The organism is Rheinheimera soli, from assembly GCF_031457405.1.
GTDB classification, from domain to species: domain Bacteria; phylum Pseudomonadota; class Gammaproteobacteria; order Enterobacterales; family Alteromonadaceae; genus Pararheinheimera; species Pararheinheimera soli_A.
The window spans coordinates 304,859-328,453 of sequence record NZ_JAVDWR010000001.1 but is presented as its reverse complement, the minus strand read 5'-3'; the positions used below and the strand labels follow the sequence as shown (position 1 = coordinate 328,453).

The window sequence follows — 23,595 nt, the reverse complement described above, 5'->3', positions numbered from 1 at the left end:
AGTTTAAACATAACTCACCCATGAAGAGCATTTGTGTAACTATTAACAATATGCTCAGATTTAAAGATATTAAAAAAACCTGACCGGATCAGCTCTGCAATATGAAAGCGGAATTCATCCCTCTTTTCGATCAATACTAAAATTGCTCTGGCAATTTCCTCCGGGTCTTGCGTTTTTACTGACACCCCTATTAAGTTCTCTCTGAAAAAACCATCAATACCGGTTTCTTTCATATACAAAATTGGCGTCTGAGTGGCGATGGACTCCAGATAAGCCATACCAAAGGTCTCATCCAAAGCAGGAAGTAACATGGCATCCGATGCGGCAATAGTACGCAGTACAGCGTCATGATTCAGGGAGCCACTGAATACAATCTGGTCGGACAAACCCAGGGAGGCGCTATGAGACTGGATGAGGTTCAGCACCGAATCATCCCCGGTCCCTATGATAGTCAGCCGGATCTGCAGTGCAGGAAATTTGTCTCTCAACAGCCCTATGGCACTGATAAGAGGTAATACGCCTTTTCTTTTGTACTGATGGAAGCTCAGCACAGTGGTGTATTCGATACTGCTGTTTTGCTTTTTGGCAGACCCTGAACTGTCAGATGCCATACTGAATCGGCACAAGTTAGGGATGACGGTTGAATTAGCTAAAGGAAAACCAGTTAGTTTCTCCATATTTTTTTGAGCAGCCGGAGTTAAAAATATGACTTTTTGTGCCCCTTTCAGGATCTGATCAAATAGCTTTTTACAGTCATGTATTCTGCTGTAAAACCTGAAATCCGTTCCACCCCGCACGCTGATCAAATACTTCAGTCCCCATGCAGCAGCTAAGTGCTTCGCAAACAGGCCTTCAGAGGTTAATTTATGCGCATGAATAAGACCGAACTTCATGCTGTTCAGGTAAAAAATGCGGATCAAACTGGCCCAAAAATACAGCATAAACCGATGGATATAAGGCAAAGGCAAGGAGAAATACACCAGACTAAGGCCACGTTCAAAAGGCTTCACAGAGACCCGGAACGGATTACTGGTTCTGTGCAGCGACAGCACATAACTGCTCAGATTGGTATTTGCTTCGACCGCTTCAATCAAATTCAGCACAGCTTTGGTATGTGGATAAGCACTGCCGTCCGGAAAGTCCTGATGAATATGCAAAATCTTCATCGTGCCTCCTTCAGGAATAATTCAATGCGGTATTTCAACTTCTCTCTGAAGGTGACATTAGAAAAGGTTTCACTATGGGCGCGGATCGCCGCTGCATCAAAAGAGGCTGGCATTTGCTCAAATCTGTGGATGCAATCGATGATGCTCGCTGTCGACTGTTCGCTGAAAAATAGCCCTGTTACGCCATCCACCACAGTTTCCAGACTGCCTCCTTTGCCATAAGCCAGCACCGGAGTGCCGGTGGCCTGAGCTTCGACGGGCATAATGCCAAAATCTTCTTCAGCGGCAAAAATAAAGGCTTTAGCCTTGGATATATAAGACAAAAGACTTTTATCGTCCTGGTAGCCCAGTATTGAAATGTTTGGATAACCACTGGCCAAAGCCGCAATTTTTTTCATCTCAGGGCCATCCCCTACAACTATTAATTTTTTGTCTTTAAGCTGTTGAAAACTTGACACAATCAAATCAATTCTTTTGTAGGGAACCAGTCTGGAGGCCGCCAGATAATAGTCTTCTTTGTGCTCGTTTAATCCAAAGCGGCTGGTATCCACAGGCGGATACAAAGTCTCGGATAATCGGCCATAGCATTTTTTTATTCTGGCTCTTATAAAGTTTGAGTTGCTGATAAAGAGGTCGACACCGTTTGAAGTTCGGGTATCCCAAATTCTGAATTTGTGCAAAAAGTAGCGTGCCAAAACAGATTTCAGGCCAGAGTCCAGCTTAGCTTCCCGTAAATACTCGTGCTGCAGATCCCAGGCATAACGGGCTGGCGAATGGCAATAACAAATATGAGTTTGCTTTGGCCCTGTGATCACCCCTTTAGCCACAGCATGACTGGAGGAGATCACCAGGTCATAGCCGGACAGATCAAATTGCTCTATCGCTATGGGGAAGAGCGGAAAATACAGCCGGTACTGTTTTTTGGCAAAGGGTAAAGCTTGTATAAAAGACGTATGGATAGTGCAGCCATTTAACCATTGAGCATCTTTTTCAGGCAGAAAATTAACCAATGTATAGAGGTCTGCTCCAGGGTATAAAGTGATCATTTCCTGGAGAACCTTCTCTGCCCCGCCATTGACCACAAGCCAATCGTGAATGATTGCAACTTTCATGTTATTTATTCCTTGAGCTTGGGCGCTCTGCAAATACGAGAAGCAAATAGAGACACAGCATCATGATAATAAATGCTGTTATTTCCAGGGTTTTATTGGTATGCCCAAAGGCAAACTGCATAATAAATGATGAAAGAAACAGGGTATAGTGCAGCGTGTAAGCAAGCAGACTATTCCTGCCAATTGTATTTAATACATTTTCAATCCAAAGCGGAACATAATTTCGTTTAGTCACATAAGCATTGATTAAAACAATAATGATGACAAGCCCCACATACAACAACATGTAGGACGCAGTAGGAGGTGACTTTAATTCCGCATTCGCCAGCTCTCTTAATACATTATCGGACGTCTGCATCAAAATTAAGAATGCACAGAGTATAGAAAATACACTGACACTTAAAAAGAATAAAACCCGCTGTCGGTCAACAGACCAAAACGAATACATTCTGGAGAAAAAGAAGCCTAATAACACCAGACCGTAAAACGGGAAAAAGGGATAGACATCATAAAAAAACAATCTGAAAAACGTGGCCTCGCGCAAGTGCTCAAAATGACTGCCAATGCCATATCCAAAGCTGTACACAGCTATTGCTAAGCACAACAACCATAGCGGATGGATGGATTTCACCAGATAAAGCACCAGCGGAGACACCATAAGGGCAAACATATAAAACGTCAGAATTTCACCGGATCCTGACGTCTCTCTGTACAGCAAAATATCGATCAGATGCTCAGATGCCCGTTCATATCTGAAGGAGCTGATCAATACAATAAACTCCCTGGCCAGAAATATATAAAGTATCTTTATTGCTAACTTTTTGTATAAGGAAACCACAGCCGTTATATGTTCAACTTTTCTGGAGAAGAAGGTAAAAAATGTAAAGCCAAATATCAGTATAAAAAATGGCGTTGCCACTCTTAAAACAGACTTAATGCCGAGCATCATGGCTTCAGAGATAAAATCGCGGGTTTCAAGCGCACCAACATAATGGATCAGAATAATCATTAATATTGCCAGGCCCCGACTGCTATCCAGCCAACCGATTCTTTGCATTACAATCTCCCTTTATGCAGCTGTACGATATGATAAAAATCATAAAAAACCATACCATTGAGTCATCTTTGACGACTGAGCTTTCAGTAAAGTTATGAACAACAGGCAGAATTAACGCAGCAAAGAAATATTTGTCTTTTATATAATTCGCTAATTTAAAAAATACACACATCACACACAGAGCAAGCAATGTACCCACATGAAGCAACATATCTAAGTATCCGTTGTGCGTGCTACTGATGAATCTGAGAAAACTAAAGCGGTTATCAAAAAAATAAGGCAACTCAGGCAGACCGAAGTAAGAGCCGTAGCCATAACCCAAACCAAATTTATCGAAGTAATGCAGGTCGTAATACAATGTATTCCAGATAAAGCCCCGCCCTGTTAAGGTCTCATCGTCGACTATGCCAAGCAACGTATCCATGGAGCCAAAGTAATGCATATAACTTGGGAAAATGATAAAGAGCGTTACAAATGAAACAAACAAAGACGCCATCACCAGTCGTAGAGCGAAGGAAGGCAGCAGGGTTAACAGAGCAAACAATAACAAGATAAACATGGATGTTTTGCTTTGCGACAGCAGCAAGACCACCAAAGCTATAGCAATCAGATAACTTGTATTTCTTAGCTTTTCATTCACGCTTTTATAGAACAAAGTCAGCATTAACACCAGGCATAACATGTTCATACCCAAGGCATTTTTACCTTTTGCGTATCCAACCATGTCGCCACTTGGATGAAAGGCCGTACCTAAAACAACAGTCACTGCCAGCATAAAAAATGCACTATAGGCTGCATACTTAATGTTTTTACCGATCAAACCATGCTGGTAGCAATACAGGGTGGCTGACATCACAGTAAAAACGAATATCAGCTGAAAGATGGTTCGCTTTATCGACAGAGCCGGATAGCTGGACCATAAAGCGCTGATGAAAAAGACTAAACAAACAAGCAGAAGCAGCAACAGGGCCAGCTGGAATCCTGGCCCTTGCAAAATCAACCTGGTATTCAGGCAATGTTTAGCCAAAAAGAATAAGAACAATCCGCCCCACAACACTTGCTTTAACATGCTGCCGCTTGATATATCAGCTATTTGCACGTCTAAATCAGTGTCGACCAGGCTAATTTTTGCCGCCAGTTGCGGTTCCATTAAACCCATACAAAAAAGCAGAATAAGCAACAAAGAGTATCGTTCTAAAAAGACACTCATTTATAGAGTTCCACTTTTTTCCCATTTAATACAGAGGCTACTTTTCCATATTTATCCAGGGCTTTCAGATAACACTTCAGAAACAGCTGTTTATTCAAAGGGTAGGAAAACAAGCTGACGATGGATATGCAGCACAGCAGTATCAGATTTTTAACAGCGAACAGAAACTTTTGCTGCACCGTGGCTTGCTCTAAGCGGTAGCGCGCATAGGTCTGGCCTATTCTGACCGCACGTTTTTTCAGATAACTTAACGTCAGCCTGTTCCTTTCCACAGACTCATGCACTATGGCTTCTTTGCAAAACACCAGTTTGGCGCCTAAGCGAAACATTCGGTAAAACAACTGCACATCTTCACCGCCTGTTGTACCGTAAGAGAGATCAAATTTCAGCTGATGTTTTTCTAAAAATAATCTGTTGATCAGGGTACAGCCGCTGCCGCCACTGCTTACTTCAGTGCCGGTTTTATGGGTTTTTCTTGAAAAATAATTGCCTTCTTTAATCCAGGCTGGCGTATTGTCCGGGAAATCAGCAATGACATGGCCAAAGACAACATCTGCACTGTAGTGGTCAGCTGTCGCTGTCAAAGCAGCCAGCCATAAGGGATCAGCCACTTCATCATCATCAATAGAAGCTATCCAGTCTCCATTGGCTGCTTCAAGCAGCTTATTTCTGGCGGCTGCAATATTTTTTACCGGCTCTGAGTAATAGTTCAGTGGATACGGGAAATCCCGCCGAACTGCATCAATGATGGCTTTAGCACTCTGCAGTTCATCGTTATCCACCACCAGAACTTCGATACTCACCCCCTGAGGGATCACCAAAAGAGCAATGCTGTCTAAGGTTTGTCGCAAATGCTGCCGTTTGTACGTGCACATAGATACCGAGATCAGCATAAAGCGGGTCTGCCAATGGAGTAGTACTTCACGCCCTGGTCGCGCATTCTTGCAACGTCAAACAGGTTACGCCCATCAAACACCAGCATCTCTTTCATATTGCCGGCTAAGATGTCTGCATTCAGTGTTTTAAACGACTTCCATTCGGTGCAGATCACCAGCGCATCCGCTCCTTTTAACGCAGACTCTTTGGTGCCTGTTAACGCCAGTTTGTCGGTACTGCCGTAAATACGCTGAGTTTCTTCCATAGCTTCAGGATCATAAGCCTGAACTGTGGCACCTGCTGCCCACAGCTGTTCTATTAGCACCCGGCTCGGCGCTTCGCGCATGTCATCTGTATTGGGTTTAAAGGCCAGGCCCCATACAGCAAAAACTTTTCCTTTCAGACAGTCTTTTACCCCAGCTTTCGCTGTGTCCACGCCGTAGTGCGTGCAGATCAGTTCAAACAGCTTTTGTTTTTGTCTATGATTCACAGCTTCAACCGCATCCAGAATGCCCGGCTCGTAGCCATATTGCTTCGCGGTTTGCGCCAGCGCCTGCACGTCTTTTGGGAAACAACTGCCACCGTAGCCACAACCTGCGTAAATAAAGTGGTAACCAATACGGGGGTCTGAGCCTATGCCTTTACGCACGTTTTCAATATCAGCCCCTACCCGCTCTGCAATATTCGCCATTTCATTCATAAAACTGATTTTGGTGGCCAGCATGCAGTTCGCCGCATATTTGCTTAATTCACTGCTGCGTACATCCATCACTATTATTTTTTCGTGATTGCGGTTAAAAGGCGCATAAACCTCACGCATGATGCCTTCCGCAAAGTCGGAACTGGTGCCTATCACAATGCGGTCTGGCCGCATAAAGTCGGCAACAGCTGCACCTTCTTTTAAAAACTCAGGGTTGGATACAACATCAAACTCAGCGGCGCAATTCCTTTCCAGCAGCGCCTGCTGGATCACAGCTGTTACTTTGTCCGCTGTCCCTACAGGCACGGTGCTTTTATTGACCACCACTTTATAGTTGGTCATCAACTGCCCTATGGTTTTGCCAACGGCCATCACATATTGCAGATCAGCCGAGCCGTCTTCGTCTGGTGGTGTTCCTACGGCAATAAAAATAACTTCTGCGTGCTGTACCGCTTCTTCCGCACTGGTGGTAAATCTTAAATTGCCTTGCGCGACGTTCGTTTTCACTACGTTTTCCAGGCCTGGCTCATAAATAGGAATGCCGCCCTGTTTCAGGCTGTCAATTTTGCTCTGATTGATGTCGACACAAATCACATCGTGCCCTACGTCAGCCAGGCAAGCGCCCGTCACTAACCCTACATAACCTGTACCAAAAATACTTAACTTCATTTGTAGATCCTTTGACTTTGACCGAATGCAAAAAACTGGTCGTTAAACACAATGAAGCACAGTGCCCGCCCTGCTACATGACAGACAGCACATACTTTTCAGGCAATCAGACTCAATTTATTTGTGCTTAATAACTTTTGCAGGTAGGCACCAAAGTCTGCTCCTAAAGCAGGATCTTTCAGTGCGTAAGTGATGATGGCTTCGAGGTAACCCAATTTGCTGCCGCAGTCATGACTGCGGCCAACAATTCGATAAGCTTCCATGCTTTGATCTTTCAGCAACAAAGCCAGCGCATCCGTCAGCTGAATTTCGCCGCCAGCGCCTGGCTGGGTAAACTTCAGAATATCCATAACCGCAGGAGACAACACATAACGTCCGGTGATCGCCATAGTAGATGGCGCTTCATCTATAGCTGGTTTCTCTACCATGGCGTGCAGCCGCACAGATTGTCCTGCTGCTATAGATTCACCATTTAAGTCAACCACACCATAAGAGCTGACAGCTAAAGCCGGAACTTCTTCAACCATCACCTGGCTGGTGCCGGTCAGCTGATAACGGTCAAGCATGGTTTTGAGATTTTCTTGTTTTAAATTACTTTCATACTTGCTGATCAACACATCAGGCAGCAATACCGCAAAAGGTTCGTTACCAATGACTGGTGCGGCACACAAAATGGCATGGCCAAGACCCAAAGCCATAGGCTGACGCACGGAAATCACTGTGACATGTTTAGGATTAATAGAACGCACTTCGTCCAGCAAGGAGCGTTTTACTCTTTTCTCTAACTGAGTTTCTAATTCAAAGCTGGTATCAAAATGGTTTTCGATCGAGTTCTTACTGCTATGAGTCACCAGTATTATCTCAGTAATACCTGCAGCAGCGGCTTCCTCTATCACATGCTGGATCAGTGGCTTATCAACAACGGGCAGCATTTCTTTCGGAATGGCTTTGGTGGCTGGCAACATACGGGTGCCTAAACCTGCAACAGGGATCACAGCTCTGGTTACTTTACGAAATTCAGGTGATTGCATAACAAGTTCCCTCTCTGATGTGCTGATTAATGTTGAAATAAAAAGCCAGGCTTTCGCTCAACCGATCCGCAAAAGGCAGCTCCTGGCCTCAAGGTACTCCGACAGTCGGAGACTGGTGTTTATCTGCGCGCTTTGTGCTCTGTCACTACAGAGACACAAGCTGTTCTGAATAAACAACAGCACGCAGCGGCTTATACTCCCTGTTCAATCAGAGAACATAAGACACCCCATAAGTTTTATTTGATAAAAATGATAAAAAACTTTGGCTTGCCTTTAGCTTAACTCAGATCACTCTGCTCCTTTGGTGCGGTAGCGCTCTAAACTATTGCTGCAGATCCTGTACCTTATCCTTCATCAGTCAGCCCCCGGCTTATCCGCGCAGAAGAGGAGCTTTATGCTACTGAAGTATGTTGTGGTAGCACTGCTGTCTTTTTCCGTCTCTTTATCCGGCAAAACCAGTTATGCGCTGCAGCTGTTTGAGCCACAGATACTGGACACTATTCGCAGCACCTATGGTGAGGCGGCGCTGACCAGAGTAGAAAGATGGCGTGATTTGCTTGAGCAAGGCCAATCGGAATCCGACTGGATCCGGCTTAATAAGGTCAACAGCTTTTTTAATAACCAGATCCGTTTTAAATCTGATCCGGAGCATTGGGGTCAGGCCGATTATTGGGCAACACCATTGGAAACTTTGGCTACTGCAGCTGGAGATTGTGAGGATTTTGCCATAGCTAAATATGTATCCCTGCGGGCCATGGGTGTACCTGATGCAAAACTGCGCATCATGTACGTCAGGGCTTTGTCAGTCAATGAGCCTCATATGGTGCTGATTTACATGGAGACTGACCAGTCAGTGCCACTGGTTCTGGACAATATTGTAAAAAAAGTCCTGCCGGCAACCCGAAGACCTGATCTTAAACCTGTTTACGGTTTTAACGCCGAAGGCTTGTGGCTGGCAAAAGCGCATGGCTTGGGACGTAAAGTGGAAGGAAAAACAGGTGGCTCGAACTGGCAGGAATTGCTGAACCGGATAGAAAAGGGAATGTAACTGTAATGGCTCATAAGTTGAGGGGGAAACTCCCCGGTATCTCGCTAAAAGCGCAACTGCACTTGTTGATTGTGTTGGTGGCGGTATTTAGCTTTTTAGTCAGTTTGTATATCTCAGTACAAAGCACTCAACAGTACCTGAATACCCAGATGAAATCTCATGCCCAGGATGCGGCTACCAGTCTGGGTTTGTCGATGTCGGCTTATATGGACGACCCGGATTTGGTGATAGCCCAAACCATGGTGAATGCAATTTTTGATTCAGGTTATTATGCAGATATCGAGTTTAGAACCAGCCAGAACCAGATCAAAATTAAACGACAGAATCCCATTGAGTATGACGAAGTCCCTCAATGGTTTGTCGCGTTATTTCCACTGCAGCCACCACTGCAAAGCTCTGAAGTAAATAATGGCTGGCTGCCAGCAGGCCTCTTGTCGATACAATCCAACCCTGGTATTGCCTACAAAACTTTGTGGCATCAAGCCAGGCAAAGTTTTTACAGTATCGCCCTTATTGCATTTTTCAGTGTACTGGTGATCCAGTGGATCGTTTTTCTGGTGCTCGCCCCTTTACGGCAAATAGAACGCCAGGCTCGCGAAGTCAGTAAAAAGAACTTTTTACAACAGGATAAGCTGCCTTTTACCACTGATCTGCGCTCTGTGGTTGTGGCAATGAACGCCATGGTGGCTAATATTCAGCGGGTTTTTCTGTCTCTTAGCCAGCAGGCAGACGATTTGAAGGTCAAAGTATTTACCGATCTGCTGACAGGCCTTGGCAACAGAAGACTGCTGGAGCAACGTTTTGTAGCAGAGCAAAACGAGCAAAAAACCCATGATCTGCATCTGCATATGGCCATGATGAGCCTGCATTCGCTCACAGAGGTGCATCAGAGTCAGAGTTTTCAAGCTGCGGATCAGTATATTTTATTGGCGGTAAAAGAGTTTAAACAGGCACTGGAGCATTCGGCCAGCAGCCAATTGTTCCGGCTGGGTGGCAGTGATTTTATCCTGTTAAGTCAAAGCAGTGCCGAGTCGCTGGAACAACAGCTGCAGCAGCTCAGCTCTGCACTCAAATCCATGGACAGTGTGTTTTTTCCACAAGGCTTTGCCTCAGTAGCGCTGATGACAGTTGAACCAGACAATACGCTGCATCACTGCCTGTCGACGCTGGACAGCGCCATTATTCAACGTATTCAACAACCCGATCTGCCCTTATGGGTGACAGACAACAAGATGCAACTGAAACCTGAAGGCAGAATGGCCTGGCATTCAGTGATCACCGCTCTGATCCAAAACCAGAATTTTGAGTTATGGGCACAACCTGTGGTGAAGGCCGATCAATCGGTTGAATATATTGAAACCTTTGTCCGGTTTTATTTTCAGCATTCGCAGCTGTCGACCACAGAAACCTACGCCATGGCTGAACAACAGGGATTGTCAGTACAACTGGATCAGCAGGTGATCAGCTATATCCTGAACCAAGTACAGCATAAACCCGGCAGAACTTATGCTATCAACCTGTCACAAGGTGCGGTCGCTTCAGCATTATTCTCACTCTGGCTGGAAAAACAGCTTAAACAGCTCAATGGCAAAGTCAGCCTGGTATTCGAAGTATCTGAGTACTCTGTTTTAAAAGCACCTGACGAAACTAAAGCCTTGATGAACATCATTAAAAGTAACCAATGCAAAGTGTGTATAGAGGGTTTTGGCGCCGGCATGACCAGCTTCAAATACCTGCAGGGCCTGGATCTGGACTATGTAAAGATTGACGCAGCGTATGCCAGCGCACTGAAAGATCCGGAAAATAAGTTCTTTATACAGACCTTGTGCCAGATCTGTCACGGCATAGGCATTCAGGTGCTGGCTCCGCATATTGAATCTGAGCAGATGATGGATATTTGTTTTACTGCGGGAATCAATGCGGTTCAGGGCAGTTGGTTGCTTGCACCACAGAAGGTCACTATACAACAGGGAAAATCTGGCCTGGCAACAGAACTCATTAGCTTGAGTTCGCTGCGCTTGTCTGAATAGCCATTAACAAGGATACAAAAAATGAAAAAAGTCATAACTTTCGCTGCAATTTGGTTTGCAGCCGCAGTGTTCAGTTCAGTTCCGGCCATGGCACAGGATGCTGCCTCTGTTGAAGCCCTTGTTACTCTGAATCAGGCAAAGATTGCTCAGTATCAAAGCCAAAATATGACCTCGGTGCAAGCGGAAACCCAGACTTTAGCTGATATCAAAGCTGAAACTCAGGCCTTGATCGAAGCAGCGCCGGATCAGGTAAGTAAAGAAGCTATTTTGCAAACAGCGCTGGAAGCAGCAGCACTATTATGTGTGGTGCGGCCTGGCGATCCGGATCTGAACCTAAGCCTGAGTTTGTGTAACGACGCTGTCAGTGCTGTGCTGGCTGCAGCATTGGCCGCTGGTATGTCTGCAGATAGCATAGCCGCAGTTGCGGCAGCATCAGCTAGTGTGGACCAGAGCCTGATAGCTCAGGCTACAGCTTCAGGTGGCGGCACTGGCACTGTTGCAGGTCCGGCAGCACCAGCTCCTGGTGGCACTGGTTTTGGTGGTGGTTCCGGCGGCGGCGGTGGCACAGCCTCAGGCAACTGATCCGGGCTCAGTGAGTTCTCTCTGAACTCAGCCACTCTGTCGATGAGGGCCTTTGGGCCCTTTGTATTTTTGGCGTTGCGTCAGGCTATTTCGGATCTTTCCGGGCAGGCAAGGCCGCTTTGCAAAGGGAAAACGATCGCTGATGACTACCACTGTACTACCTGAAACTACAGCTTTGTTCACTGAGCGCTATGTACGCGAAGCACATCAGCCCAGCCTCTCCAGACTAACACCAGAGCGAATGGCCACAAGCATCCGTTTATTGTGTTGTTTTACCTTAGTCTGGTCGCCCATCCCTTTAGCCAGCAACAGGCCATGGGCCTGGACCCTGCTTGAACTTTTGATCGCACTTATTTTCAGCCTGCACCTGGTTTCAGTCTGCACAGGCCGCAGCCCCTGGTTTACCGGGCGCTGGCAACAGCTGAGTCTGCTGCCTTTTGTGCTTGTATCTGGGGTATTAGCGGCTCAACTTTGGTCTCCATCCGCATGGCTAACTACAGTGGATCCAAATCAAACTGAAATTCTCTGGTTTAAAACCTTGTTTTATGGGCTCTTTGCCTGGCTTATTACCAGTTATTTTCGTAGCGACAGCGCACTCAAACTGCTGTGTTATACCGTCATTGCCAGTGGTGTATTTCAGGCCTCTTATGGTGCCATGCTGAATTTACAGGGAATTGAACTCTCGCCCATTTTTGCAGTGGCGGAGGGCAACAGAGCCAGAGGCTCTTTTGTGTACCAGAATCATTTTGCCAACTATCTGGCCATGACACTGGCATTAGGTGTGGGCTTGCTGATGGCCGAATTATCCAGTCGTGCTATGAAGTGGAACTGGCGGAAAGTAAGCCGTACTGTGCTGGGGTCTTTACTCAGCAGCAAAATTTTACTGCGTCTGGCACTGATCATTATGATGATTGGGCTGGTGCTAAGCCGCTCCCGTATGGGCAATGCGGCTTTTTTTACCGCATTAATGCTGGTTTCTTTATACGCCATCTGGTTTTACAAACATAAACCTGCGCTGCTTAAACCTCTGGTGATCAGTATTTTTGTAGTGGACTTGATAGTCATCGGCTCTTTGTTTGGCCTTGAAAAGCTGCAGCAGCGTTACGAAGAAACCTCCTTTGCTGCAGAAACCCGTGATGACGTAGTGAAGGATAGTCTGCCTATCATTGCCGACGCGCCCTGGCTTGGGCATGGCGGCGGCAGCTTTTACACTGTATTCCCCGCCTATCAGCCGAACCACTACCATTGGTTTTATGACCATGCCCACAACGAATACCTGCAGTTTGCCATTGAATTAGGTGTGCCAGTCACCCTGTTACTTGGGGTATGGCTGCTCTGGCTGCTGTGGCTAAACCTTCAAACCATGAGAACCAAACACAACAAACTCAGCAGAGGCATAGCCTTCGGTTGTGCTGTTGCCATAGTCCATATGCTGATCCATAACCTGGTGGATTTTAATTTACAGGCCCCAGCCAATGCCCTGCTCTTTATCACCCTATTGTGTTTAAGTGGCATCGTATTTAGCAGGCAGGATAAGCAAGTGACGAGGTCTGCATCAGCTGAGGTTTGAGGGGGTAGCGCACAGAGCTTCGATTTTTTCCATGCACGTTAAGAGTGATTAACGTGCGCCATTAAATTCACTAAGAGCGAATAGAGGACGGTCAGGTTGATTTTGATCTGCCCAACAATTCTGACACTCTGCAATTCACGGTTTGGCGAAACTCATTGGGGGTGTAACCCACTATCGTTTTAAAAGATCGAGTGAAAGGACCAACCGAAGCAAAACCACTTTCCAGGCCAATTACTACTACCGGCCAATGTCCTTTATCGGGATCTGATAGTAATGTTTTTGCGTACTCAATGCGTAAAGTATTAATAAACTGATTAAAATTGCTGGCGTGAAACTGTGACCTGAGCAATTTACTGACACGATATTCCGGTACATCCAACAATTTCGCCAGATCGGTTAGCCGCAGATTAGCCTGTAAAAACACCTGTTGCTGAAATAGCAGCTGCCGGATGTTGTCACAAAGTTCCATATCACCGTCGGTTAGAACTGTCGTCAATGGCTCTGTTTTTGCCGGTTCAACCTCGAGCAGTTTTTTTGTTGTCGTATCTGCAGCAACGTGCAACGGAGAGATAAGCGGGTTATGAGAGCGGCTATAAATAAGCCATTGCGTCACTACCATTATGGTCAAAGCCGCTACGGCGCTAAGTAAATCATGCTGTAACGCGGCCCCGTCGGCTGGCAGCCATATTTTTGCGATTACCCCACAAATTGCTATGGCGCCTCCATAGGTCGCCAAAAACAGCTGTCGATGCCTGCGCTCAGCACCGCATGCCTGACTATAGCCCCGGCATCCTTCCCACAGCGTAAGCATTAAAATGGCGGAAGACAGCAAGATGAGCAGCTCTTTACAAACAACCCGGGCCGATGCCAGCAGTGTTTGGCTTTCCGGCCAGAATTGTTGCAGCAACTGCATGGCCTGTAAGCTCACCATTAATAAGGCTATCGCAGCAGCCACCAGAATATGCTGTAGTAAAATAGCCCGGCCTTGCCTAAATAACGCCCGGGCTAGCAGCCAACCACCGTTGCATGTCATGCATGCGCCCATCGCCAAAAAATACTGGTAAAAGCCAAAGCCGTCGCCACCCAGGCGTTTAATCGCCGTAATCGCCATAGAGCCACAGAATGCAGCAAACAGCAGATGCACCACCTTTTTTTGCCGCACGAACAGTTGGCTGCACAACAAGCCAAAGCTGACAATCAGCAACACAATATGAATAGTCTGGTACACCCTGCCTCTCCCACAAGCCCCAACGCTTCATGCTAACAGTTGGCTTAAGTTAACGTCAAAGTGCAATTTTTCTTTATTGCCAATGGCTGTGTTACAAAAAGTAACCGCCGATAAAAACCTGATTTTGAGCATAAAACCATGCGCCGAATTCGAAATTTGGCGCGATAAAGGCCGTATTGGCTGGCAGGATAACAGCGTTTCAAAGCAACAAGCAGCCAGCACATGTTAAACGAAAATAAAGCGGCTGTTCCGACGATATATAGCAAGCAGTGCCGGATATATGCCAAAAAAACAAGGAAACACAATGACCGATATTACAATTGACGCCAACACGTTGATGCAGCAGAAACGTAAACCGGACTGGCTTGCCCGCTCTGCAAAAACCTGGTTTATCGTCACAGCTATAGGCCAGTGGCTGTTCGTGGCTTATATCCTGGGCTATTACGGCCTTCGGTTTGCCGGGGATGGCATCGGTGGCTTTGCAGGAACCCATCTGGCAAATGGCTTTATCACCGGAGACAGCATTGGCAATATCGCATTGGCAATTCATATTTTGGTGGCGGGCCTGATTATTGCTGCCGGCCAAATCCAGCTGGTACCGGCCATCCGTAATAAATTGCCCCTACTGCACCGTAGCAGCGGCTGGTTCTTTATGGTGGCATCGGTGATTGTCAGTATCGCTGGATTTTACCTCACCTGGTCACGGGAGCGGGTCATCGGTTCACTCATTCAGGATATTGGTGTCACCGGCAGCGGCGTGCTGGTCATGCTTTTTGTGCCTATAGCACTTTACTATGCAATCAAACGCAACTTTGCCGCACACCGTCGCTGGGCACTGCGGCTGTTTATGGTGGTCAGCGCTGTGTGGTTTCTTCGGCTGATGATATTTGGTTGGTTTATGGCTACAGGCGGCATCGGCATCGACGGCAAAACCTTCACCGGCCCTTTCCTCGAAGTGGTGTCCTTTGCCCAGTATTTGCTGCCGCTAGCGGTGCTGGAACTGTATTTCTGGGCTGGTAAGCCTAAAAACAAACACTACCAGACTGCCGTCGCCAGTCTCATCTTTGTGATTTGTGCCGCGATGGCATTAGGTATATTTGCGATCAGCAGTGTTTCATGGCTCCCCAAAATCGGCGCATAACACAACTACAGCTTAAACAAATAGAGGAGGTTCTTTGTGCTTATTTACTTGCATATTTTGACAGGTACGGTCGCACTAATTAGTGGTGCATTAAGTTTTGCGGTAAAAAAAGGTAGCAATTCACATAAGAAATTCGGGCTGACTTTTGTTCTTTCAATGATAGTAATGGCCATGTCAGGTGCATTTCTGGCGTTTCTCGCTACGGAAAAGCTTAATATGGTCGCTGGTCTTGTAACCTTTTATCTTGTGGTTACGGCTTATCTAACCGTTCACCCTCCTAAAAATAAGGCGATGATAGTCCATTCCATTTTTATGGCTTTAGGTTTTACCACCGGAGTTTATGCAATTTATACCGGTTTAACTGCGTTAAATAACGGTTTGTCTTCAATAGATGGTAATCCTGTACAAGCTATTATTGTTTTTGGTTCAATATCACTTTTAGCTGCGACTTTAGATATCCGCGTGATAGCGAAAGGAAGGCTTAAGCATAAATGGCAACTCGTTCGCCATGTTTGGCGCATAGGTTTTGCAATGCTTATTGCCACAGCCTCTTTTTTTCTTGGCCAGTCTCAGTTTATTCCCGAAGCAATGAGAAATATCTATACCCTTGCAGGGCCAGTGGTACTGGTTTTATGTTTAACAGCGTATTGGGTTATTCGCGTTAGTATTTGGGGTTTAAAGACGCGAATGTCAGCGCAGACACAAACTGCCGTTGCACAGTCGTCGCGCTAAATTTTGGTGTTAACAGGTTTTTTTGGTCTTAACGGTTTCAGTCAGTAGATTTGTTCCGGCATTGCTCTGGTTTAGCTTTCTTAGCAGCAGCGCCAAATAGTCAGAGCTCGCCCGTTTGTCGGTTTGCTGCAAACGGTTGCTAAATTGGCGTTGCTCTTGTTGGCTTCGCTTAACTGTTTTACAGGTGCGGGTTGGCTCGCTGTGTCGCAGTTGGCCGGTTAGTTTTTAATTAATAGCCCATCAGGGTCAGCTCTTTGCAGGCACCAGCCAATGCCCTGCTCTTTATTACCCTATTGTGTTTAAGTGGCATCGTATTTAGCAGGCAGGATCATAGAATAACCAGTGCGGCGGTAGTCTGAGAAACAAGGATCGAGAGATCTGCAGTCACGGCACCTTATGGCTGTATAAACTCAATAAAACTAAACATTAAATTGTCTTTTTATTAACCTGCATGACCAGTTGCACGAGCTGACGTTAACCATAAGTCATAAAGATGATTTTCAAAGGTCGACTCTTCGTTAGCTTTATAAACTACACTATCCCGTATTAAATCTAGGTATTTTTGTATCTTCGCCAAAGGAACAGGATTTTCCTGATCGTGATGTTTACTTCCTGTACCGCTTGTTGGATATCTCGACCATGTAGGATCCTGCTTTTCAAAAACAGCTATTAATTCAACAACATCACTTATCACTTGAGGAACCGCAATCGTATTGAAAAGCGCCACGGCACTATTAAGTACCTTGCTTATGGATTTAAGATCATGCTGTCCTTTGAAAGTTGAAGTTTCTTTACCGTTTTTATTAACGCTTAAAAATATTGACCTTCCCAAACTAGCATTTTCTTCAAATTCATTTGTTTCATAAAGCCAACAAATCAATCTTTTTAGCAGCAACTCGACGGCATGCCTTTGTAGATAAAAAACGGGGAGAGCGACATCATCCAATGAATTGGTTTCAATGCCATGATTAATCAAAACTTCAGCAGATTTCATATAGGAAAGAAAAAAATCAGGTTGACGCTGTCCCCCTAAACGAGCGAGTCCCGCAACAACGTCCTCCCTCTCAAACTGAGAGGCTTTGGCAAAAACAAAGACATCTGTTTCTGAAAACTCTGGCTTTACAAATATAGGGAATTTTAACTTTTTCATCGTCACTTACTCCTTAAACCTGCATTGTTAACCGAAGGCGAAAGCGTTTAATAAAAATAGAATGGCACTCCAAACATAAATTATGGACACAAAACCCGAAGTCAGAATCAAGATTCTGACCTCGCTCAACTGGCAACTCATTCAATCAATATTGGGTATTTCAGGTAGTTCTGATCGTAGTATGGCAGGCGCTGATACAGCCATTGCAGCTTGGCTTTGGAGTCTGCTGCCAGCTTTTTATCCTGCTTTAGCGCCTCTTCAAATTCAGCTTTAAGTTTTTTATCCTGCTTCAGTGCAGTTTCAATCAAAGGCACTATAGCGTAGGTTTCAAAGTATTCTGTTCGCTCAAACATGCCAGGCATATAACCCCAGCTGAATAACGAATCCGGTGCTGTGGGTTCCAGTAAAGCCACAGCCAAAGCACCTAAAGGCTGATCGGTGCTGACGCGGACTGAACCTGCCGGTAAACGGATTTTTTGCCAGTTGCGGCTAAATTCAGCGGTAACACCAAAACGGCCCTCAAAAGGTTTATCGGCGAATTGATGCGACACAGCGGTTAACTGCTGCAACTGCACAGTTTTTGGCGATTTTAAGCTGGTAAACTGCACGCCATGCAAGGCCAGTTTGGCGATCACTTCTTGCTGCTCTGGCGGGATCCAGTAGGCTTTTGGTACTTCAATTTCTGCCGCTACTTCTTTTTCCCAGTACACAGGCAACTGGTCAAACAGCACCGGCTTGCCTGTCCAGGTTTGATAAGTCACGCCTGTAACTGCATCTTTTTTCTGCACAGCTTCCACGCCCCTGAAACTGATAAAGTCTGGTGTTTCACTGGCTTTCCACGCCAATACCTGACGCTGAGGGCGGGCATTTTCATCGGCTTTTTTCGCCAGTTTCAGCACAGCACCTTGTTGCTGCAACAGTTTCAAACTCTGTTCCAGCAGCACATAAGTGCCTAACACCCGTTGTTTATAAGGCTTTAAGCTGTGGTTCTCCACCAGTACTGTCGGAATATGCCGCACATCACCATAGCCATTGGAAAAGCGTGGGCTGGAGGTTGCGCCAGTTAAACCTTTGCTGAAGTCTGTACTGTCGTAGGCAAACACCAGAGGGCCGGGAATATGACCGGCTTCGCTCAAAGCCTGATCCATCGCAGGACGGAAACTGCTGGCCAGCCAGCTGGCTGCATTCGAACTGGTGGCGGCAAAAGGTTCGTTAAAACCATAAGTAATGTCGTACTGATAGTCTTCACCGTCTGTGACATGCAAGTCCAGGTATAAATCTGGCTGATAACGATTGAGTAACTTCAGCAGTGCCTGCATCTCAGGGGCTTCTGCTTTCGTATAATCACGGTTTAAATTTAAGTTTTGGGCTGTGCTCCGCCAGCCTTGGGTTTCTGGCCCACGTTGATTCATGCGGTTGTATTTACCGCTACGCTCATGTCCGTCCACAGAAAAGATCGGAATAAACAGCAGGTTTACTTCTTTTAATAAATCGGCTTTGTCGCCATGCACTATGTCACGCAGCAACATTAAACCTGCGTCTTTGCCGTCAATTTCTCCGCTGTGAATACCGGATTGCGCCAATAACAGCGGTTTATCGTCCCGGCCTATCATATCCGGATCTGTGCCTGCTTTAACCAGATAAATAGCCCGGCCCTGTGGGCTTTGGCCTATCACTTCCAGTTTCACTAATGAGGTGCTGGCTGCCAGACGTTCCAGATATTTGATGGTGCTTTGGTAGTCGGGAGTTTCAGACAGATCAGAAACTTCAGCCGGAGTCACCCAGGGATGCTGGCTGGGTTTAATCAAACTTAAACTGGCACCTTGCCAATCGGGCAAAGGCGGTAAATGGTCGGCAGCAGTAACAGAGAAGACAAAGCTGCACGCCAGACTAAGGGCGAGTTTTTTCATGAGCAGGAGATCCATATCGGGGCTTTACATTATATGGACCCAGTTTTTACCATTAACAGCCAACACATGCCAGACCTGCGCCCAGATAAAGTGGCCTGGGCGATAAAATCAGGCTCAACTGGCATTGTTCAGTATTCACAATGCCAGTTGAGCTGATGTTCAGGGCTGAATTTTGGAAGGGATCCGATAAATAGAACAATACATCAAAGGTAAAAACAGCAAGGTCAGGATGGTACCAAAACCTAAGCCAAACATAACAACCACGGCCATGCTGGCGAAGAAGTCATCCGTGACCAGAGGTACCATGCCTAAAATGGTGGTAATAGCGCCCATAGACACAGGACGAACCCGACTGACTGCACTGTCGTACACCGCCTGATAAGGTGCTAACCCCTGACTGAGTTCCAGCTTGATTTGATCCACCAGCACTATGCCGTTTTTCACCAGCATGCCAGACAAACTTAAAAAACCCAGCAAGGCTAAAAAGCCAAAAGGTACATTCACCACCAGCAAGCCCAGCGTGACGCCAATCAGTGCCATAGGCACGCAAGCCCAAATCACCAGCGAATCCCGCATCGAACCGAACAGCAAAACGGTAATGACAAACATCACCAGGTAGCCCAATGGCAAAGAACTGAACAGAGCCTTTTGCGCTTTGGTTTGGGCTTCCAGCTCTCCGCCCCACTCCAGACTATAACCAGGTGGCAACACAATGGCTTCGATTTCTGGTCGTACTCTGTTGAGCAAAGCTGCGGCTGTGTCGTCACTGAGAATATTATGATCGGCCATCACAGTCAGGGTCCGTTTACGGTCCCGGCGTTTAATTTGTGGATCTTCCCATTCCAGATCAAAGCTGCTGACCACCTGGCTGATCGGGATATAGCGGTTCAGTTTAGGGCTATACACCTGCAAGTCCGCCAGCGCATCGACACTTTGTCGCTCTGAGTCCGGCGCTCTGGTGATAATAGGCAATAAGTGAGTGCCGTCACGGTAAATGCCCACTGTGCGGCCATTGACATGAGTCAGCAGCACATCGTCAATATCCTGCTTGCTGATGCCCACTCTGCGCGCTACCGCTTCGTTAAACTGTGGCCGGATCACTTTGACTCTGTTGCTCCAGTCATCCCGTAAATTCCGGGTGCCTGCATCTGCTGCCAGTACAGCTTTGGCTTGCTCCGCCAATTGCCGTAATACATCAGGATCAGCGCCACTAAAACGGGCTTCCAGCTTAGCTGGTGTTGCAGGCCCCACATCCAGCCGTTTTAGTTTGAATTGCAAACCCGGATGCTGTTCTGTGATAAAACCTTCTACATCCTTCATCCGCTCAACAAAAAACGCTTTGTCTTCAACCCGTACTATCAGTTGGCTAAAAGCTGCATAAAAACGTTCAGGCTGATAAGTCAGCATAAAACGATCAGCACCACGACCTGCGGTTGAAGTAACAGCTTCCACTCCGTCCAGCGTTTTCAGATACTTGACTATATCTAAAGCTTCCGCATCGGATTGCCGTACATCAGTCCCTGCAGGTTGCCATAAATCCACCAAAAAAATAGGAGTGTTAGACGCAGGAAAAAACACTTGCTTCACTTGGCTAAAACCAAGCACAGACAAAATTAACAGCAGAATCATCAGGGCAGAACTTAACAGTCTGTACTTCAGCACTGCAGTTAAAACCGCTCTGTAGCCGTCAAAAATAGCACCACGATACAGTTCAGCTTCGCCCTGCTGCTCATTTGCATCAGCTTTGAGTTCTTCTTTAAAAAACAGGCTGGCAAAAAAGGGCGTCAACGTAATAGCGGTCAGCCAACTTAACAACAAACTCACCAGCAAAACCCAAAATAAACTGCCGGCAAACTCCCCCGTCGCATCACTGGATAAACCAATAGGGGCAAAAGCGGTAATGGCAATGATGGTGGCGCCTAATAAAGGCCATTTGGTTTGTTTCACAATAGCCGAAGCCGACTGGCTGATGCTTAAGCGTCGTTGCATCCCGATTAAAATACCTTCGGTAATGACAATGGCGTTGTCCACCAGCATGCCTAAAGCAATAATTAAGGCGCCAAGCGATACCCGCTGTAGCTCAATTTGCATCTGCTGCATAAAAATAAAGGTGCCAAGTACGGTCAGCAGCAAAATAAGCCCGATCAGCAAACCACTACGCAGCCCCATAAAAATCAGCAGCACGACAATCACAATCACCACTGCTTCCAGCAGATTTAACACAAAACCACCAACAGAGGTTTCTACTTCAGCGGGTTGGTTGTAAATGCTGTTAATTTCCATGCCCACAGGACGGGCATATTCCAGTTCAGTCAGACGCTGAGTAACTAAAGCGCCTATATCAACCACGTTCACGCCTTTGCTGAAAGAAACCCCCAGCGTCAGGGTATTTTTACCGTCAAACTTGATGATCTGGCTCGGTACTTCCTGTACATCTTTGTACACTTTGGCCACATCACCTAAGTAAATCAGCTCTTTAGCTGCTGGGTTACTGATGATCAGCTGTTCCAGCTCCTGCACCGATTGAAACTCACCGGTCGGATGAATGCGGATCCGATCTGGCCCCACCCGCAAAGCACCGGCATTGGACACCACGTTTTGAGTTTGCAATAAACTGGCAATTTGTGTCGGCGGAATACCTAAAGCTGTCAGACGTGAACGGGAGATCTCGACCACCACCTGCTCTTGCTGACGACCACTGACAGAGACTTTGCCAACGCCCTCCACCAGCACCAGCTCACGACGTAAAAAATCAACATAGTCGCGAATTTCTTCGTCTGAATAGCCATCCCCTGTAATGGCATACAACATGCCGTACACATCACCAAAGTCATCATTGACCACAGGGCTTTGCACTCCAGGCGGCAACTGGGGCCTTAAATCATTCACCTTACGGCGTAACTCGTCCCAGATTTGTTTGAGCTCAGTCGCCCGGTAAATGCCTTTCATCTCCACCATAATTTGCGATGTGCCATTGGTAGAAATAGAAGTGACATGGTCCACATAAGGCAGCTGCTGAATGGCATTTTCAATCGGATAACTGACTTCTTCTTCCACCTGCAAAGGTGAAGCGCCAGGGTAAGAGGTAATGATCAGTGCCTGTTTCAGCGTAAACTGTGGGTCTTCCAACCGGCCCAGGCCGAAATAGGCCATAATGCCGCCTATCAGTAAAATAGCGGTGACCAGCCATGACGAGGTTTTGTTTTTAATAAAATACTGAGCAACATCCATGATTTACAGCCCCCGCTCACGTTGCCATGGACGCACCTGCAGGTTTTCAGTCAGTTGCTGTACACCAGCTGTCACCACCTGATCTCCTGCGGCTAAACCTGATAAGACTTCTATGCCCTGCTCTGTTAAACGCCCCACAGTAACAGCACGACGATTCACTTTGCCTTCACTGAATACCCAGACAAAACGCTCTGCAGCGTCCACAGGCTGATCATTGGCGGCAAATACTGCTGTGGCAGGCACCACAACTACAGAAGCCTGAGCTCGCATTAACTTGCTCATATCAGCCACTACATTGGCTGTCATGCCAGAGAGCACATTAAATTCCTCAGGCGCAGCCATACTGAACACCACTTTAAAACTGTTGGTCGCGCTGTCTGCTCTGGTGTCCCACTCTTTAATGTTGGCTTTGTAACTTAAGCTTGGGTAGGAATCAAAAATCACTTGCGGTTGATAATCGACATCTTTTTTCACCAGGGCTATCACATCCTCTGGCACCTGGATCACCACATCCACCATGCCTTTGAGTTGCAGTTCCAGAATAGCTTGCTGAGCAGCCACATTTTCATGATTGTCCACTAAAGAACGCGACACTATGCCGCTAAAAGGCGCCACTAATTCGGTGTAACTTAAATTGGCCTGGGCAGTTTTTAAATCGGCGTCAGCCACCTGCAACTGAGCTTTGGTTTCATCGTACATGGCTTGCGACACCAGATTCTGACCAATCAGGCTGGCGGCTCTGTCAAACTGGGCCTTGGATAATTGGTATTTTGCCTGGGCCTGTTCCACCCTGAGCTTAAAATCAGTTGGATCTAAACGCGCCAGCACGTCGCCTTTTTGAACTTCCTGACCTGGGCGAATAGAAAATTGAGTCAGTTTACCGCTGACACGAAAGGTTAAACGGGCGTTTTCAGTAGGTTCAACTATAGCCGGAAACTGCCGGATCACTTTTTGCTGGCCATCCTGCACCAGATGCAACTTTACAGGCCTGCTCAGGCTTTGCTCTGTGGTTACCACAGGCTCGGAACAACCCACAAGCCACAGCATAGTTAAGACTGCATAGATCATATTTTGTCTGGACATTTTGAACCTCTCCCTTTTTTGTTCTGGCTACAGCACTTAATTTGCGCTGGCACTATACAAAAGCCACGA

At 46.5% G+C, this 23,595-nt stretch carries 18 protein-coding genes; 6 read left to right on the top strand and 12 right to left on the bottom strand.

All coding sequences use genetic code 11. From position 1 onward, the window contains the following. Positions 1 to 14 precede the first annotated feature (14 nt). The 7 genes from J2W69_RS01465 to galU form a co-directional block, all read right to left on the bottom strand. Positions 15 to 1,166 carry a glycosyltransferase gene (locus tag J2W69_RS01465; RefSeq protein ID WP_310273848.1) on the bottom strand — a complete coding sequence of 384 codons (1,152 nt, stop codon included), beginning with the start codon at positions 1,164 to 1,166 and terminating at the stop codon, positions 15 to 17. Next, complete coding sequence (locus J2W69_RS01460; RefSeq protein WP_310273846.1) at positions 1,163 to 2,278, bottom strand: glycosyltransferase family 4 protein; 1,116 nt, start codon at positions 2,276 to 2,278, stop codon at positions 1,163 to 1,165. Before J2W69_RS01460 ends, J2W69_RS01465 begins: the two co-directional genes overlap by 4 nt. Before the next feature lies 1 nt (position 2,279). After that, positions 2,280 to 3,335, bottom strand: coding sequence for an acyltransferase family protein (locus J2W69_RS01455; RefSeq protein ID WP_310273844.1), 1,056 nt, complete (start codon positions 3,333 to 3,335; stop codon positions 2,280 to 2,282). Then, a complete protein-coding gene (locus J2W69_RS01450) occupies positions 3,310 to 4,545 on the bottom strand; it encodes an O-antigen ligase family protein (RefSeq protein WP_310273842.1) in 1,236 nt (411 codons plus the stop codon). Before J2W69_RS01450 ends, J2W69_RS01455 begins: the two co-directional genes overlap by 26 nt. Continuing rightward, positions 4,542 to 5,420 (bottom strand): glycosyltransferase family 2 protein, encoded by an 879-nt coding sequence (locus J2W69_RS01445; protein ID WP_310275065.1) that lies wholly within the window; start codon positions 5,418 to 5,420, stop codon positions 4,542 to 4,544. The genes J2W69_RS01450 and J2W69_RS01445 overlap by 4 nt, the downstream gene beginning before the upstream one ends. Before the next feature lie 11 nt (positions 5,421 to 5,431). Then, the gene (locus tag J2W69_RS01440) at positions 5,432 to 6,790 is read right to left on the bottom strand and encodes a UDP-glucose dehydrogenase family protein (RefSeq protein ID WP_310273840.1); all 1,359 of its coding nucleotides are present in this window, start codon (positions 6,788 to 6,790) and stop codon (positions 5,432 to 5,434) included. Between the two features lie 98 nt (positions 6,791 to 6,888). Beyond that, positions 6,889 to 7,821: a UTP--glucose-1-phosphate uridylyltransferase GalU gene (gene galU / locus J2W69_RS01435; protein WP_310273838.1), complete on the bottom strand. Its 933-nt coding sequence runs from the start codon at positions 7,819 to 7,821 to the stop codon at positions 6,889 to 6,891. Between the two features lie 394 nt (positions 7,822 to 8,215). Between galU and J2W69_RS01430 the strand changes: the two genes are divergently transcribed. The 4 genes from J2W69_RS01430 to J2W69_RS01415 all read left to right on the top strand — a co-directional run bounded on the left by J2W69_RS01430 (position 8,216) and on the right by J2W69_RS01415 (position 13,051). Then, on the top strand, positions 8,216 to 8,869 hold the full coding sequence (locus J2W69_RS01430; RefSeq protein ID WP_310273836.1) for a transglutaminase-like cysteine peptidase: 654 nt from the start codon (positions 8,216 to 8,218) through the stop codon (positions 8,867 to 8,869). A gap of 5 nt (positions 8,870 to 8,874) precedes the next feature. Next, positions 8,875 to 10,899 (top strand): bifunctional diguanylate cyclase/phosphodiesterase, encoded by a 2,025-nt coding sequence (locus tag J2W69_RS01425; RefSeq protein ID WP_310273834.1) that lies wholly within the window; start codon positions 8,875 to 8,877, stop codon positions 10,897 to 10,899. 21 nt (positions 10,900 to 10,920) lie between these two features. Then, entirely contained in the window at positions 10,921 to 11,481 is a 561-nt protein-coding gene (locus J2W69_RS01420; protein ID WP_310273832.1) for a hypothetical protein, read from the top strand. Positions 11,482 to 11,623: 142 nt separating this feature from the next. After that, a complete protein-coding gene (locus J2W69_RS01415) occupies positions 11,624 to 13,051 on the top strand; it encodes an O-antigen ligase family protein (protein ID WP_310273830.1) in 1,428 nt (475 codons plus the stop codon). A gap of 91 nt (positions 13,052 to 13,142) precedes the next feature. Here the strand turns inward: J2W69_RS01415 and J2W69_RS01410 are convergent, their stop codons facing one another. After that, entirely contained in the window at positions 13,143 to 14,279 is a 1,137-nt protein-coding gene (locus J2W69_RS01410) for a helix-turn-helix transcriptional regulator (RefSeq protein ID WP_310273828.1), read from the bottom strand. Between the two features lie 304 nt (positions 14,280 to 14,583). Here J2W69_RS01410 and J2W69_RS01405 point away from each other — a divergent pair, with 304 nt between their 5' ends. Further along, the gene (locus J2W69_RS01405; RefSeq protein WP_310273826.1) at positions 14,584 to 15,420 is read left to right on the top strand and encodes a DUF2306 domain-containing protein; all 837 of its coding nucleotides are present in this window, start codon (positions 14,584 to 14,586) and stop codon (positions 15,418 to 15,420) included. A gap of 36 nt (positions 15,421 to 15,456) precedes the next feature. Continuing rightward, complete coding sequence (locus J2W69_RS01400) at positions 15,457 to 16,152, top strand: DUF2306 domain-containing protein (protein ID WP_310273824.1); 696 nt, start codon at positions 15,457 to 15,459, stop codon at positions 16,150 to 16,152. Positions 16,153 to 16,594: 442 nt separating this feature from the next. Here the strand turns inward: J2W69_RS01400 and J2W69_RS01395 are convergent, their stop codons facing one another. The 4 genes from J2W69_RS01395 to J2W69_RS01380 form a co-directional block, all read right to left on the bottom strand. Then, positions 16,595 to 17,302, bottom strand: coding sequence for a hypothetical protein (locus J2W69_RS01395; protein WP_310273822.1), 708 nt, complete (start codon positions 17,300 to 17,302; stop codon positions 16,595 to 16,597). A 137-nt stretch (positions 17,303 to 17,439) separates the two neighbouring features. After that, entirely contained in the window at positions 17,440 to 19,212 is a 1,773-nt protein-coding gene (locus J2W69_RS01390; RefSeq protein WP_310273820.1) for a M14 family metallopeptidase, read from the bottom strand. Between the two features lie 159 nt (positions 19,213 to 19,371). Further along, positions 19,372 to 22,443 carry an efflux RND transporter permease subunit gene (locus J2W69_RS01385; RefSeq protein ID WP_310273818.1) on the bottom strand — a complete coding sequence of 1,024 codons (3,072 nt, stop codon included), beginning with the start codon at positions 22,441 to 22,443 and terminating at the stop codon, positions 19,372 to 19,374. 3 nt (positions 22,444 to 22,446) lie between these two features. After that, positions 22,447 to 23,526 (bottom strand): efflux RND transporter periplasmic adaptor subunit, encoded by a 1,080-nt coding sequence (locus J2W69_RS01380; protein WP_310273816.1) that lies wholly within the window; start codon positions 23,524 to 23,526, stop codon positions 22,447 to 22,449. Between the last annotated feature and the right edge of the window lie 69 nt (positions 23,527 to 23,595).